We start from the raw sequence: 14,804 nt of genomic DNA on the forward strand, positions 1-14,804 counted from the left end.
CTGAGGTTTATATTTTAGATGTTTTTTGCTGCTGGCGATATTCACTTGGGGTGGTACCTTGCCAGCGTTTAAATGCCCGCCGAAAATTAGCCACATCAACATAGCCCAATTGATAAGCTAACTGCTTAATACTGCCACTGGTTTGTGACAAGTATTGCTTTGAAATATGGTGGTTTACCGACGCGATAATTTGCTTATAGCTACTTTGTTGTTGGCTTAAATGGCGATGAACAGTACGGGGCGTCATGTGAAAATGCGCCGCTGTGTCACTTAAGCTTGGTAATGGTATTGGGCTTTGGAGTAAATATTGATACACCTTATCACTTAAACTTTGTTGGCCGTTAAGTTGCTCAAGTTCGTTAATACACCATTGTTTGGCTTGCATAAACGAACTCGGGTCGGCCATATCAAGAGGTTGCGTCATTGATGCTTGAGTTAATATTAACTGGGTGTTGGCTTGATTAAAATGCACCGGCACTTTAAATAATTCCGCGTATTGCTGCCAATAAGTGGGCGCTGAAAAGTTGAGGTTAACTTGGCATAACGGCGTCGATTGCGGCGTGAGTTGCGGCATGAGTTGTTGTAGCAATTTGGCAATCGTCACCAGCAATGCATCCATATAGGGTTGCCGTATTATTCCCAGCGGGTGTATTTCTTCAAGGGTTACAACCGTAGTGTTGGCCGTTTCGTGGGTATTAATCTTTACCAGTGGCGTGCGGGTGTTAATAAACTGCTTCAATGTATCAATAGCTTGTTTAAGTGTACTGCTGTTAAGCATGGCGAAACCCATCATGCCATGAGTGTTAATGCCTATACGATTGCCGACATGCAAGCCGAGTTCTGGTCTGGCGCAAAGATGAATGGCAGAGTTTATGAGGCGTTGATAATCATCAAAGCTCACTTGATAGTGTGGATCTTGTAATTGCTCAAGTGTGATGCCGTTATGCACCAACCAAATGTTAACATCACAGCCCCACAGGCGCAGTTGTTGATAAACTTGGTTTAAATAAAAAATCGGCAGTGGCTGCATAGCATCCTTATCAATCGCTTTCATACCCAATCAACTTGAAGAGACGTGTTTCAGAGCTTCACCGTGTTTTCAATACTAGGCGCGTTAATGCGGTAATGTAGGTACCTTATAAATTAACGTAACAACGCTCTTGATTTAATAATCAGGGAAGCACGGTGAAACTCCCAAAGGGCAAGTTTTACACGCGTTTATGCTGCGGCTTTTGTTAATTTAGCTGATTTGGGAAAGGGGACACCATTACCCGCAATCAATGCCTTGTCTAAACGCGTGTAAATTCTTGCTGAAATCGAGCATCTTCAGGTTGTTTGGGTATATATCAATCCTATTCATCAGTTGTAACGGATTTGTCGGTGCTTGTCTATTAATGACCCCTTTATGTCTATTTATCCCTCTTTTCTATTTTGTCTGCTGACGTAAAGTGACCCTTTAACCTTTAAAGGATTACTTATGTTGTCGATGTTTTCCGCCAAAGCTGTGAGCTTAACCATTAATGACACCCTTGTGGTTGAGCAAGCCAGCGTAAAACAAACCGTTTTAGCTTCGGCACTGGCAGCCGATATTGTTTTTCCCCATTATTGCCAGGTAGGCAGTTGTGGCGCTTGTCGGTGCCAGTTAGTGTCTGGTGAGGTTAAGCAGTTAACCGACAGTGCTTATGTATTGTCAGCTAAGGCCATAGCTCAAGGCATGATTTTGGCCTGTCAAAGCGTACCTAAATCTGCGATTAATATTAAGGTTAATCTGCGTCAACGCCAGTTGGCCGATGAGCCGCAAGAGTGAGGAGACAGTCATGTTTAAGTATCTTAAGTTTATGTCGTTTCACCTTATGGCACTGATCGCCATTGCCAGTATTACCCTAGGTGAGTCGTACATCAGTATGGGGTTTGCCATTTGGGTGGCCGTGTACTTAGGTGGCGATATGTTGTTGGGTGACGATGTGTGCACACCAAACTATCGATTTCCGACTTTATTGACGTGGCAGTTATGGTTGGCATTGCCTTTAACCGTGATATTGGTGTTTGTGTGTTGCTGGCAGTTTGCCAGTCAAGATATCGGGCAATATGGTGCATGGGTAAACAGTTTAACGGGCTATGATGCCTTGCAAGCGCGTCAAAACACGAGTGTACTTCAATATGGGGTGATGGTGGTTTACTTAGGCTTAGTGGTTGGCGTAATGGCAACCATTACTGGCCATGAACTAACGCATCGCACTTGGGAGCCAGTGTCATTATTGATTGGACGCTGGTTATTGGCATTTAGCTTTGATGCTAACTTTGCCATTGAACATGTATATGGCCACCATAAATACGTTAGTACCTTGAACGATCCTGCTACCGCCCCTCGTGGTCGTGGTGTTTATGCCCATATTATTATTTCGACCATTAAGGGCAATATTAGTGCGTGGCACATTGAGCAGCAAAGGCTCGTGCGTAAACAGCTTGCGGTGTGGAGTTGGCACAATAAAGCATTACGAGGCTACGCCATGAGCTTAGTGATTATGATGTGGGTATTTTGGCTTGCGGGTTGGCAGGGCTTAAGCTTTTTTGTATTAATGGCGTTATGGGCTAAAGCGACCTTAGAGATAGTCAATTACATGGAGCATTATGGTTTGGTTCGCGAACTTAATTCGCCAGTAAAACCCCATCATTCCTGGAATACCAATAAGCGGGTAAGCTCGTGGGCCATGTTTAACTTAACCCGACATTCACATCATCACGCCCAAGGGCAGTTGCCTTATCATCAGTTATCGCCTTATCCCGATGCACCGCAAATGATTGGCGGTTACCTTAGCACCTTTGTATTAACTCTTATTCCGCCTTTGTGGCATCGACTTATGCTGCCTAAATTACAACATTGGGATGCACATTTTGCCACGCCAGCTGAATATAATATGGCCCAGCAAGCTAATCAACAAAGTGGCATAGTCGCTTATCAAGCGTGTTGTTAACCCTTTGATTGTTTGATGATTGTTTAGTAGCTAATAGATATTAGCTACTCATATTAATGCGGTTACGGCCTGTTGATTTTGCGCGGTAAAGTGCTGTGTCTGCTGCGCAAACCAGTGCGGTTGGCGTGCGGTATTGGCCACTGCGTTCACAGGCTATACCTTGGCTAACACTGATTTTGGTTTGTGCAGGTAACCCTATATCGGTAAAGCTTAACTGGTTAATACGACGTTGAATATTTTTGGCAATGTATTCTGCTGTTAACGGATTACTGTTGGGCAAAATGACCACAAACTCTTCACCACCATAACGGGCAGCCATCGCATTGTTAGACGGGAGCACCTCTGCCAGTACTTGAGCAATTTTTTGCAAACATTTATCACCGTTAACATGACCATACTGGTCATTAAACATTTTAAAATAATCGACATCGATAATGATTAAACACAGCGGTTGGTCGTGGTTAATACTGTCGTTCCAGTTGGTTTGCAGGGCATCATCAAAAGCGTGACGGTTGGCAAGGCCGGTTAATTTGTCTGTATGGGCTAAGTGGCGCAGTTTGTTGTACTCGGCTTTATGCGTAGTGAGATTATGCATGATGCCTATAAATAACGGCTCAGATCCTATCTGCATCGACGGTAAACATGACAATGATAAGTCTGCTTCGAGTAACGTGCTGTCGGCGCGATTAATAATAATTTCTTTAGGACCATGATTAAACTGAGTCACTTTATTGGCCTCATCGCTGGCACTATTCCACAAAGAAAATAAAGATTGATACTCATCTTTAAAAGGGCTTTGTAGATAATCGGTCCAGGTTTGGCCAATTAACATTTCATTCGGGGCACCAAATAATTTAGCCGCCAATGGGTTAATCATTTCAATAACACCGGCGGAATTAATCACAAAAATGGCTTCAGAAATGGCCCCAATTACATTGAGCAAGGTGGTAATTTGCACGTTTTCTGCCGCCGTCATTTGACCATTATTATCGGCAGTGGCCATATTTTCTAACATGGTATTTTCGTGGATTTGGACGTTATTTAAAATTTGTTTTTTTGTCCCGCCAGGAAATTTAGCGAATGAGTTTGTTAATTTAGTCACACGAGAAATCGTGTTATTGAGTTCAGTTAATTTATCATTGGTAAACATGGTGCATTCCCTTAAGCGTTTGGTATTGGTAACCCCTTGTTGATGTCAAACACTCTATTAGAAATAGCGGTTTTTAACCTTTCGGTAATCTTCTTATTTTAACCTGTTGATTTATTTGTGTTTAAAGTTTCTTTTTATAGTATAAATTGGTTGTTATTGAGTTGACGCTATTGCATGTACCTTGGATGTAAGCCGGTTTTGTTGCTGGGTTTTAGGATTTGTCTCTTTAGAATCGATAGTCTTCTTAGCCGAAACAGCCTTTTTTATGGCTATATTTGGTTGCATCGTTGACAGATAGTAAGCCGTTACTGGGAGGTAGCGAGACCGTTATTTGGCAGGCGTTTGCTCGTTGGGCTATTGAGAAATGATTGGTTTTTGAGTTCGGTTAACGGGTAAAAGATAACTCCAACCTCAGGTGATGTTAATGGATCACACTAGCCGTTTTATCAAGGTTTAATTATTGGTTGTTTTAATGATATTGAACAAGATAAAAGCTCAGGGCAAGCCTGAACTTTTATCTTAGGTTTATTTAATGTTTAGTTTGGGTGATTGACGATTTCAGGATCGGGACTGAGTACCTGCAAGGTATTGCAGCTGTTTGATAATACAAACTGAAAGCCGGTATTACCTGGTGTTTTATCTAAATCGGTTAATTGAATTAATGTGCCATCGCTGCTAATGGTAATCGCATCAATAATTTTATCAAAAGGTGTGGTGAAGGCCGCACCAACAAATTTTAGCCCTTTACCGGTTTTATCAATTAGCTGGTAAGAAATGGTGCTGTATTGGTTAACGACGACATTGCCACATACATCTGTGCCATCCAGGTTGGTATAAGTAAATACAGGCACTTCTTTGTCGTTTAGGGTGATAGTGAGATTAAAAAACGTTGCTTGGCCTTGAGTGTTTGACATTATATTCTCCATACTTTGGTTTAGGGTTTAGGGTTTAAGTTTAGGATTAAACCTAAAATCGGTTATGGCCGATTGTTGTAACAGTTGCAATAAATCAGGGTGTTGGTCGAGTTCGCCAAGGCAATCGAGAGCTTGAGCATAAGGAATGGTAAATTGTGGGTCGTTATTTTTTTCAACAATAGTTGCTAACAGACTTTTAGATTGCCGACACAAGGTGATAACTTGTTGTGGCTGGCCGATGGAAGCCAGTAATGACGCCGCTAACATATTGCTTTGGGTTAAATTCGCCACATAAAGTGAACTTTGTTTAAACTCAGTGGTTAATTCGCTAAAAGAGGATATTGCTAGACGCGCATAAACAAGGCTTTCTGAAAGCAGTCCTTGTGAGGCTAAATAATTTGCTGCGGCCATTTGATATTTTGCCCATAACTCATTTTTTTTGTTGGAGGTTTGTAAGTACAAATCTTCAGCAAATTTGGATGCTAATGAGTCAACACTGTAGCTCATAGTGTGTTCAATTGGTTCAAGACTAAAAGCCAACATATTCAGATAATCATGATATTGGAGTATTTTCCAAACTTCATTTTCAGGGTCTTGTTTTAGGGCATTGGTAATAGCAATGAGACCAAGTTTTGCTTTTTCAAAGGCTTGTGAGTTATGACTTCGATAACTTAACAAAATGGCCAGTTGTTGGTAGCTACTGGATAGTCGTTCAAGTAAATAAGGCTGTTTTTCTAAAGCTTGATTGGCCAACTGCTGTTGAATTTGTTGGTGTATTTGTATCGCCGCGGTAATGTCGCCTTGGGCGGTGGCGGCGCTGGCAAGCCAAGAGCGTGCATTAGCAATATCGGCAATCAATTGGCTGTTGGTGTTATTTTTATCCCATAGTTGTAACTTGAGTAGCAATGATTGCTCAAATGCCTCACGGGCGGCGGTAAAGTGTTGCTGCTTCATGTGGATCGAGCCTAAGGAGTTGTGGGCGTACGACAATTCCATAACGGCATCGTCATCGTCTGGCGCGTATTGATACATGGCTTGGCTGTAGCTTAAGTATTGCTCCAACCAAGGCTGTGTTGCAGCCCAATCACTTTTATCGTATTCAAGCTGGCCGAGCCAAAAAGCATTGGCACCTAACGTTTTAAGTAAGTTGAGGTTTTGCGGTTGTATTTCGAGTAACGGCAGCATGCGCTGTTGGGCAGCAATTAAGGCGCTGTGGGCTTCGTCGGTATTGCCGCGCGAATAAGCCACTTCGCCCATGGCCTCTAAGGTTTGGCTGTGTTGAAACTGGGCTTCAAAGCTTAAATAGCTGGCATCGTCGGCCGAAAAGTCACTGAAATATTCTAATGCTTTATTACTGATACCATCGAGCAAGTCCATGCGGCCAATGCCGCGCATTTTGTCGGCGAATTCACCCACCATAAAACCGAGTAAGTTTTCTGCCGCAAGGCGTTTTTGTTGTGCCTGGTTTTCGGCCTCAAGGCTGCGAATGCTCATGGCAACAGCAATAACGGTTAAGGTGACCAAGGTGAGCATAGTAAAACGGCGACGCCAACGGCCGGCATTGGCTTGTTTGCTAGAGGCTTGAATGAGGGCCAATTGTTGAGGTTCTAGGGTAAACAGCGAATTGCTGATTAAGCTTTGTGCCTCCACTAAGGGTTTACCTTCAGTGAGTAAATAGGCCGCGCTTTTTGACTCAGTTAACCAACGCTGTGTTTGATTCTGTAAGCGGCTTTTAATCGCTAAGCTGTCTTTATGCTCGTTTATCCATTGGGTTGCTCGCGGCCAGCGCCTTAATAAGGCCTCGTGAGCAATACTGAAACAGGCTTTATCGTATTGCAGATGCGAGACAAACAAGCGGTTGTCGACCATGGCTTTAACGAGATTTTGTTCTGCTTCATTTTTTAATCCTTCCCAATTAGCTGCGCGGCTGGTCACTGACTTTTCGTCTTCGGATAAAGTGATTAACATCGATAGCACGTTAGGTAACGCAGTACGTTCGGCTTCATTAAACCCTGCAAGCACTTGCTCGGCATTTTTACCAATAGCCCCTTCTAAGCCGCCAAGAGAATGATATTCAGACACTAAAAGCTGGTCATTTTCATCGCGCTTGAGGTATAGCGCCTCTAAGGTGTATTGCAACATGGGCAGTGCATCTGGGTTGGATGCGGCGTCACTACAAAGCAGTTCATCGAGTGGCATGGCGGTATTGGGATCAACTGACCATGTGAGGTTAGCGGCATTGGCGGGTAAACGGATCATTTGCATGAGTTCGGTTCGGCTTGGTGCCGACAAATCAAAGTGTGAACCGTTGGCTTTACCTGCCATCAAGCTTGGGTGGCTGACCACCTGGGGGTAAAAGTCATTACGACAGGCGCTAATAATCAGTACTGATCCTGATGTCGCTAATGCTTCGAGCACATCGAGAATCTCTGTGCGTTGCTGTTCGCTATAAATAGGTGATGACAACAGCACTTCTAAGCGGTCGATAAATAAACAAAATTGCGGTTGGCTATAGTGATGGCTCGTTTGGGCTGCGGTTATGGCTTGTTGGCATTGGTTGATAACGTTAGGTATATCTTGCATTAGCTGCACGGCAAGTTGTTGTGCGCTTAACTGGTTAAACACCGGAATATCGTTAATTTCCCAGTCGAGCATGGCGCCGGCAATATCAATAAGCAGGCGGTCCTGGATGACATCGGCTAAGTCCAGGCTGGCATAATCGAGTACCCCTACGCCGTTAAAGCCGCTGGCACTTTTGAGGTTAGGGATCACCCCCGCATTAATTAACGACGATTTACCCGTACCACTTGGGCCAAGCACTAAGCAAAATGCACGGCCGAAGTGAATTTGTTTAGAAATACGATTGAGTAAGGTGTCGACTTGCTCACCACGGCCAAAAAACACGTTAGCATCGTTTGCTTCAAAGGCACGTAAACCAGGAAAGGGCGATTGACCTTGCCAGGGCTCTGTTGTGGCTCGGGTGTGGTGCCCAATGGGGAACTCAACTTTTGCAAGGGTGCGGTAACCGCGTTTGCGGATGGTTTCAATGTAGCTGGGGTTTGATGCCTGGTCGCCCAAAGCTTTACGCAGTTGGGTTATGACTTTATGCAGTGGGTTATCGCCAATGGCAATATTGCCCCAACATTGACGAATAATATCGTCAGGGGTGAGCACCTCTCCCTGGTGTTGGCACAGTAGTTTTAATACGTCCATGGCTTTAGGTTCGAGGGTGCGGATTATATCACCCGACTGAATACTATTGCTTTGTGGATTGATTTGCCAATCGCCAAAAAAGAAAGTGCTATTGCTCATGTGTCACCCAATAAATCAATCAATCCATGATTAAGCCAGAAGTCATTATTCAATACCCCAAAACACGATGAACTCTCATTTTATTTTGTCATTACGCTAGGTATCTTTTGTTACTAAATTGTACAACAGGTTTAAATGAGTATCGATTTATATATCTAGTATGCCATCTGGTTAAAGCTGTTGTTCTCGTTGATGTATTTTCTCAACAATAGTGCTATTTACCGGCGTGTCTATCCCATACTTTTTGCCTAAACGAACTACTGCGCCATTAAGGTATTCTATTTCTGTTTTACGCTTGGCTTGAATATCTTCCCACATTGATGAACGTGCATGTGGGTCGATATCGAGCATTTGCTTGGCCAATATTGTAAATAATACATTGGGTAGCGATAAAATCACCGGTAACCATTTGGGCTTAACTTTAGTGTATTGGTGTATCGTGATATTGGCCGCCTGGCATACGCTGAGCCATTCGGTCATGGCACCAGCTAGTTGACGGCGACTGTCGCGCTGGCTGAGTTGTTGTTTAATCGGTAGGTCGGTTATGGCATTTAATGCATTGTTTAGGTTTAACAATAGTTTACCGTAAATCACGGGTGCCATATCTTGGTGTAAGTCACAGCCAAAACCTTGAGCTTGCATTGCGGTTTGTATCGTTTGGGTATGTTCATTTTGCTGTAAGGTAAATACGCCTTCAGTGCCTTTATGAAAGCGCCCATTGGGCTGCTGTAACACATTAAATGGCGTTATGCCTTGCAGCCTGGTGCAGTGGCTAATTGACTCGTTGATGCTGTCGAAACTGCCTAAACCATTTTGCATGAACACTATGCTGCTATTGCTATTGCTGTGGGTGATGGCGATCAAAGAATCTCTGATACTGCTTACTTGATGGCATTTAAGGGTCACAAACACGACATCAAAAGGTGTATAGGCCGATGGTGCTTGTTCTATATCGGTGATCATGGCTGGTGGCATAACCGTGTGAAGAAAGCCCTGATAATCACTTAGGGTGATGCCATTGTGAGTGATTATTTTTTGTTTAATCGCTGGGCGGCAAATAAGACTGACATCAAAGCCTGATAAACACAGCTGACCTGCTAGATAGCAGCCTGTAGAACCCGCGCCATAAATTGCAATTCTCATTGAATTATTTCTCTTTTTTATTATCGCAAGCCACGGTGACGAATGTTAACCGAAGAAATGAGTTTGTTATTGCTTGTAACATATCAGTATTTTTGGCAGTGTAGAAATTTAAAACAATAAGAGAGTCATCATGAGCAACTATCACATAGCTGCACTGGCATTTAGCGCCTTAGCAGTAACGGCGCAAGTTGATGCCGCCGACATTAAAGTCATCCATGCCGGAACACTATTAACTCTAGCGGGTGAGTCACCACTCACTGAACGTACTCTGGTTATTACTGATGGGGTAATCAGTTCGATTGAGAAAGGTTATGTATCAGGGCCCAATGCGAGCGAGCAAGATACTGTTGAGGTTATCGATTTAAAAGACCGCTTTGTTATGTCAGGGTTGATGGACATGCATGTGCATTTACAGGGTGAATTAGGGCCTAAAAATGACAGTGAAGCGTTAAGAATGTCGGATGCCGATGTAGCAATGCGCAGTGCTTACTTTGCTAAAAAAACGTTATTGGCAGGCTTTACCACTGTACGCGATTTAGGCGCAAAGCCTGAGCAGATTTATGCATTACGTGACGGGATTAATAAAGGTTGGGTCGATGGTCCAAGAATTATTGCCTCTGGCGGAGTATCAGTAACCGGTGGTCATGGTGATGTTGATGGAATGAGCCCTGATTTAATGGATAGATACACCTCTAAAACCATTTGTGACGGCCCTTATGATTGCCGTAGAGCAACGCGACGAGCAATAAAGTTTGGCGCCGATGTCATTAAAATCACCTCTACTGGCGGAGTGTTATCGGACACCAATACCGGTACCGGCCAACAAATGGATGATGATGAGTTAATTGAAGTGGTTCAAACAGCTCATGCGTTAGGGCGTAAAGTGGCTAGCCATGCCCATGCTGCTCAAGGTATTAATGCTGCGCTACGCGCCGGTGTCGACAGTATTGAACATGGCAGTTATGCCGATAAAGAAAGTATTAAGTTAATGAAGAAAAGCGGCGCTTTTTTAGTACCAACATTACTTGCCGGTGACACGGTAGTGAAAATGGCCAATGCAGCAGGTGGTGACTTTATGTCGCCTGCGATAAAGGCAAAGGCAATTCGTGTTGGCGGCGACATGATGAAAAACTTCAGTGCAGCTTACAACGCTGGCGTAAATATCGCCTATGGTACCGACAGTGGAGTGTCGCATCATGGTGATAATGCCAAAGAAGCGGTATTGATGAGCCAAGCCGGTATGAGTAATGAGGATATTTTGAAAAGTGCCACAATTAATGCTGCTAAATTAATCGATATGACGGATAAGCTCGGTTCGCTTGAGGTTGGTAAATATGGCGATATTATTGCGTTGTCAGCAAGTCCTTTGACGCAAATTGATACACTATTGAATGTCCCTTTTGTGATGAAAGCTGGCGTTATATACAAACGGTAATGCTATTTTTAGTGTAATGATAAGCGGCTATTTTATTGTAATTTCAGCCGTTTGAAGATAATAGATTAATTATTTGATTTTTACTGCTGATGTTCTCATAATTGCTCGCGCTGTGTAAACAGTATGATTAACCATATGGCATTAAGCGCTGTGATTGACTCGCAGTTGTTAACATTATTAATGACATACATGGATGTAGATAGTAGCTAAGGAATGCTTATGTCAATTGAAACCATCGGATTATTGATCTTCATCTTATTATTCTTTATTGCTTTGTTACTGTTTTTTAATTTAAAAGAGTATCGCCAAGCACAAACTAAAACCCAGATGTTAAATTCTTATGAGCAAATCCTCGATCAAGTTGGGGCCTACATTTATGTCAAAGACACACAAAGCCGTTACGTTTATGGCAACCAACTCACTTTAGATTACTTTGGCGTTACCCTTGAACAGCTGAAGGGCACTTCAGATAGTCATTATTTTTCCTCAGAGATAACAGATGTTCTACAAGGCAATGACCGTAAGGTATTAGCGCTTCAGCGTAAAATGTCTGACGATATTATTGTAGATATTGATAACGACACTATCGTCTACCATGAAGTTAAACAGCCGTTGTTCGATAATAAGGGCAAACTCATGGGGGTAATTGGTATCTCTACCGAGATAACTGCAGAATATCACTTACGAACCAAGCTTGAGCAGCTAGCCAACAGTGACTCATTAACAGGATTATATAATCGGCGTTCGTTTAATACATTCAGTGACCATGAGTTTTCTCGGGCCGTGCGCTATTTGGAATCGCTGTCATTTATGATTATCGACATTGATTTTTTCAAAAATGTTAATGACACCTTCGGCCATTTAGTGGGTGATGAGGTGATTAAGCGCGTGGCTAATATATGCAATGAACATGTTCGTGAGTCGGATATTTTGGCGCGAATTGGCGGTGAAGAGTTTGCTATTTTATTACCCGATACTGATATTGACTCTGCTTATATAATGGCCGAACGTATAAGAGAAGCTCAGCAACATTATGAGCAACAAGCTCCCGCTATAACCATCAGCATAGGTATTGCCACCTTGTGCTCGCAAGATAAAACTTTTGTCGATATATTTAAGCGAGCTGATAAAGCATTATATTCGTCGAAAAATATCGGTCGTAATAATGTCAACGTAGCGTAATCCCTTGTCTTTTATAATTATTTTAATATGATAACTAAGCAGACTTAATCCAACTAGTCAATGCGTCGGTATAACGTAATCGATTCTAGATCTTAAATATTGTTAATTTAGGTTGCGCGCAATTAGTTATCGTGATTATCATATAGCCAAGACACAGTATATTTAAATCAAGTTTTGAGTTGTTTTGTGCGTTAGAACTCAATATGTGTAGGTAGTTTTAGCCTAAATTGATTGAGTCGTTGCTTGAGATCGATAAGTTCAGTTATGTCGATACCACATTGTTCAATAATACATTCGTGGATTTGTTGAGCTCGAGGTTGAAGCAAATGGCCTTTTTCGGTTAGTTGCATGCATAACACTCGCTCGTCTTTAGGTTCACGAATACGCATCAGTAGGCCATCGGTTTCAAGACGTTTGATGACGGGTGTTAATGCTCCCGATTGTTGTCCGAGTTTGCTGGCTAAGGTTTTTAAACTTAAGCCATCTTGCTCCCAAAGCACTAGCATGACTAAGTACTGAGTGTAGGTAAGTCCAATAGAATCGAGTAAAGGTTTATAGAGCTGTACGATTGCCAATGATGTTGAATAGACAGCAAAACATAACTGATTCTCAAGTAACATGGGTTTGTTTATATTCATATCAATCGCTTAGCTCGCAAAATAGTTGATCATGTTTACGCTGATCAATTTAGGTAAAAGGAACGTATTAGTCGGCCTTGGTTGTGTATGGTATCAGTGTTTAGATGATATCTGTATTGCAGTGTTAACAGCTTTTAACAATTTTTAACATTTACTAATAACTTAGGTCATATTGTCTTCTCGTGCACCATCTTATGGTGCCTATCTCATTTAAAGGATACAAGATGAACACTCAAAACCGTCGTATAGTATTGGCCAGCCGTCCTCAAGGAGAGCCAGTTGCTAACAATTTTCGCTTAGAAACCGTCAACAAACCTGTACCTGCAGAAGGTGAGGTGTTATTGCGCGCGGTATATTTATCACTTGATCCCTACATGCGTGGCCGCATGAATGATGCTAAGTCTTATGCAGATCCCGTAGCCATTGATGATGTTATGGTCGGCGCGTCTGTTGCGCAAGTTGAAGTATCAAATCATCCGGATTACAAAGTAGGTGAGTGGATATTAGCGTTTGGTGGCTGGCAAGATTACGTGGTATCTAATGGTGAAGGGCTGATGAAGCTGGGCGACAATCCCAGTAATCCGTCTTTTGCGCTAGGTATTATGGGTATGCCAGGCTTTACTGCATACATGGGATTATTAGATATTGGCGCCCCAAAAGCAGGTGAAACCATTGTTGTTGCTGCGGCAACCGGCCCTGTTGGTGCTACCGTTGGCCAAATTGCTAAGCTTAAAGGATGCCGAGTTGTGGGTATTGCTGGCGGTGCAGAAAAATGTCGTCATGCTAAAGAAGTGCTCGGTTTTGATGAATGTATTGACCATAAAGCGGCTGATTTTGAACAACAGTTAGCGGCAGTGTGTGATAACGGAATCGATGTGTATTTTGAAAATGTTGGCGGTAAAGTGTTTGATGCGGTTCTACCGTTATTAAATACCGGTGCTCGAGTGCCAGTGTGTGGATTAATCTCACAATATAACGCGACATCGTTACCCGATGGCCCGGATCGTTTGTCATTACTGATGGGCACTTTGCTGGTTAAGCGCATTAAGATGCAAGGTTTTATTATTTTTGACGATTATGGCGACCGCTATCCAGAATTTGCCCAAGATATGGGCCAATGGCTGGCACAGGGCAAAATTCAATACCGTGAACAAATTGTCGATGGTCTTGAAAACATGACCGCAGCCTTTATTGGCCTGCTAAAAGGCGAAAACTTCGGCAAGGTTGTCATTAAAGTAAACAATCCTCTGTAATCTAAGTGATTACGAGTAAACAGACACTATTTTAAGGAATCACAATGAAAGTATTAATGGTATTAACCTCGCATGATCAATTAGGCGACACAGGCAAAAAAACCGGTTTTTGGTTAGAAGAATTAGCCGCACCGTATTATGCATTTATCGATAAAGGTGCTGAGGTAGTGCTGACATCTCCTAAAGGTGGTTTACCACCATTAGATCCTGTAAGTGATGAAGCGGATTTTCAAACTGACTCAACTCGTCGCTTCACCGCTGACGAAAAAGCTCAGGCACTGTTAGCCAATACCCATAAGTTAGCATCAATTGATGTAGCAGATTATGACGCGGTGTTTTATCCAGGTGGCCATGGCCCATTATGGGATTTAGCCAACGACAAAGACTCTATTGCATTAATTGAGCAGTGCTATAAAACAGATAAACTTTTAGGGTTGGTATGTCACGCACCTGCAGCGCTTAAGTACCCTAAAAAGCCAGACGGAACTCCATTAGTAGCCGGCAAAAATGTCACTGGTTTTACCAATGGCGAAGAAGAAGCCGTACAGCTAACCAATGTTGTGCCGTTTTTAGTTGAAGATATGCTACAGCAAAATGGTGCAACTTATTCTAAGGGTGACGATTGGCATCCATATGCGGTAGCTGATGGTAAATTAATTACTGGTCAAAACCCTGCATCTTCTGAGTTAGTGGCAGAGAAAATGTTAGCTTTGTTAAGCTAACTTACTAATGACTTATTTTGTTAATCTACATTCAAAATAAGACAGTAGATAAATGGATAATAATAAGCCCAATGAGTAGT

Annotated in this window: 12 protein-coding genes; 6 read left to right on the forward strand and 6 right to left on the reverse strand. The window is 42.6% G+C overall.

The genetic code is table 11. The features are described from left to right. Positions 1–7 precede the first annotated feature (7 nt). Complete coding sequence (locus tag EGC82_RS05635; RefSeq protein WP_124729891.1) at positions 8–1,054, reverse strand: AraC family transcriptional regulator; 1,047 nt, start codon at positions 1,052–1,054, stop codon at positions 8–10. Between the two features lie 423 nt (positions 1,055–1,477). On the opposite strand from EGC82_RS05635, the gene EGC82_RS05640 reads away from it, so the two are divergent. Further along, complete coding sequence (locus EGC82_RS05640) at positions 1,478–1,807, forward strand: 2Fe-2S iron-sulfur cluster-binding protein (RefSeq protein WP_124729892.1); 330 nt, start codon at positions 1,478–1,480, stop codon at positions 1,805–1,807. Between the two features lie 10 nt (positions 1,808–1,817). Further along, complete coding sequence (locus tag EGC82_RS05645; protein ID WP_124729893.1) at positions 1,818–2,975, forward strand: alkane 1-monooxygenase; 1,158 nt, start codon at positions 1,818–1,820, stop codon at positions 2,973–2,975. Positions 2,976–3,015: 40 nt separating this feature from the next. Here EGC82_RS05645 and EGC82_RS05650 read toward each other — a convergent pair whose 3' ends face one another. The 4 genes from EGC82_RS05650 to EGC82_RS05665 all read right to left on the reverse strand — a co-directional run bounded on the left by EGC82_RS05650 (position 3,016) and on the right by EGC82_RS05665 (position 9,494). Next, positions 3,016–4,125 (reverse strand): sensor domain-containing diguanylate cyclase, encoded by a 1,110-nt coding sequence (locus EGC82_RS05650; protein WP_208646931.1) that lies wholly within the window; start codon positions 4,123–4,125, stop codon positions 3,016–3,018. 536 nt (positions 4,126–4,661) lie between these two features. Further along, positions 4,662–5,039, reverse strand: a complete 378-nt coding sequence (locus EGC82_RS05655) for a DP-EP family protein (RefSeq protein WP_124729894.1) — start codon at positions 5,037–5,039, stop codon at positions 4,662–4,664. A 27-nt stretch (positions 5,040–5,066) separates the two neighbouring features. Then, positions 5,067–8,351 (reverse strand): nSTAND1 domain-containing NTPase, encoded by a 3,285-nt coding sequence (locus EGC82_RS05660; protein WP_124729895.1) that lies wholly within the window; start codon positions 8,349–8,351, stop codon positions 5,067–5,069. 171 nt (positions 8,352–8,522) lie between these two features. Beyond that, positions 8,523–9,494: a 2-dehydropantoate 2-reductase gene (locus EGC82_RS05665; RefSeq protein ID WP_124729896.1), complete on the reverse strand. Its 972-nt coding sequence runs from the start codon at positions 9,492–9,494 to the stop codon at positions 8,523–8,525. Positions 9,495–9,624: 130 nt separating this feature from the next. On the opposite strand from EGC82_RS05665, the gene EGC82_RS05670 reads away from it, so the two are divergent. Continuing rightward, entirely contained in the window at positions 9,625–10,929 is a 1,305-nt protein-coding gene (locus EGC82_RS05670) for a metal-dependent hydrolase family protein (protein ID WP_124729897.1), read from the forward strand. 219 nt (positions 10,930–11,148) lie between these two features. Further along, positions 11,149–12,111 carry a sensor domain-containing diguanylate cyclase gene (locus EGC82_RS05675; protein WP_164839096.1) on the forward strand — a complete coding sequence of 321 codons (963 nt, stop codon included), beginning with the start codon at positions 11,149–11,151 and terminating at the stop codon, positions 12,109–12,111. 191 nt (positions 12,112–12,302) lie between these two features. On the opposite strand, the gene EGC82_RS05680 is transcribed toward EGC82_RS05675, so the two are convergent. Continuing rightward, complete coding sequence (locus EGC82_RS05680; RefSeq protein WP_124729899.1) at positions 12,303–12,749, reverse strand: MarR family winged helix-turn-helix transcriptional regulator; 447 nt, start codon at positions 12,747–12,749, stop codon at positions 12,303–12,305. Between the two features lie 224 nt (positions 12,750–12,973). Here EGC82_RS05680 and EGC82_RS05685 point away from each other — a divergent pair, with 224 nt between their 5' ends. Both EGC82_RS05685 and EGC82_RS05690 read left to right on the forward strand, forming a co-directional pair. Then, positions 12,974–14,002, forward strand: coding sequence for an NADP-dependent oxidoreductase (locus EGC82_RS05685; protein ID WP_124729900.1), 1,029 nt, complete (start codon positions 12,974–12,976; stop codon positions 14,000–14,002). A gap of 44 nt (positions 14,003–14,046) precedes the next feature. Then, on the forward strand, positions 14,047–14,724 hold the full coding sequence (locus EGC82_RS05690; protein WP_124729901.1) for a type 1 glutamine amidotransferase domain-containing protein: 678 nt from the start codon (positions 14,047–14,049) through the stop codon (positions 14,722–14,724). The last annotated feature ends 80 nt before the right edge of the window (positions 14,725–14,804 follow it).

This window comes from Shewanella livingstonensis, assembly GCF_003855395.1.
Classification (GTDB): Bacteria; Pseudomonadota; Gammaproteobacteria; order Enterobacterales; family Shewanellaceae; genus Shewanella; species Shewanella livingstonensis.

Bases quoted from the DNA above. Each gene is read 5' to 3' on its own strand.
- EGC82_RS05635 (WP_124729891.1), bottom strand. From the start codon at position 1,054: ATGAAAGCGATTGATAAGGATGCTATGCAGCCACTGCCGATTTTTTAT.
- EGC82_RS05640 (WP_124729892.1), top strand. From the start codon at position 1,478: ATGTTGTCGATGTTTTCCGCCAAAGCTGTGAGCTTAACCATTAATGAC.
- EGC82_RS05645 (WP_124729893.1), top strand. From the start codon at position 1,818: ATGTTTAAGTATCTTAAGTTTATGTCGTTTCACCTTATGGCACTGATC.
- EGC82_RS05650 (WP_208646931.1), bottom strand. From the start codon at position 4,125: ATGTTTACCAATGATAAATTAACTGAACTCAATAACACGATTTCTCGT.
- EGC82_RS05655 (WP_124729894.1), bottom strand. From the start codon at position 5,039: ATGTCAAACACTCAAGGCCAAGCAACGTTTTTTAATCTCACTATCACC.
- EGC82_RS05660 (WP_124729895.1), bottom strand. From the start codon at position 8,351: ATGAGCAATAGCACTTTCTTTTTTGGCGATTGGCAAATCAATCCACAA.
- EGC82_RS05665 (WP_124729896.1), bottom strand. From the start codon at position 9,494: ATGAGAATTGCAATTTATGGCGCGGGTTCTACAGGCTGCTATCTAGCA.
- EGC82_RS05670 (WP_124729897.1), top strand. From the start codon at position 9,625: ATGAGCAACTATCACATAGCTGCACTGGCATTTAGCGCCTTAGCAGTA.
- EGC82_RS05675 (WP_164839096.1), top strand. From the start codon at position 11,149: ATGTCAATTGAAACCATCGGATTATTGATCTTCATCTTATTATTCTTT.
- EGC82_RS05680 (WP_124729899.1), bottom strand. From the start codon at position 12,749: ATGAATATAAACAAACCCATGTTACTTGAGAATCAGTTATGTTTTGCT.
- EGC82_RS05685 (WP_124729900.1), top strand. From the start codon at position 12,974: ATGAACACTCAAAACCGTCGTATAGTATTGGCCAGCCGTCCTCAAGGA.
- EGC82_RS05690 (WP_124729901.1), top strand. From the start codon at position 14,047: ATGAAAGTATTAATGGTATTAACCTCGCATGATCAATTAGGCGACACA.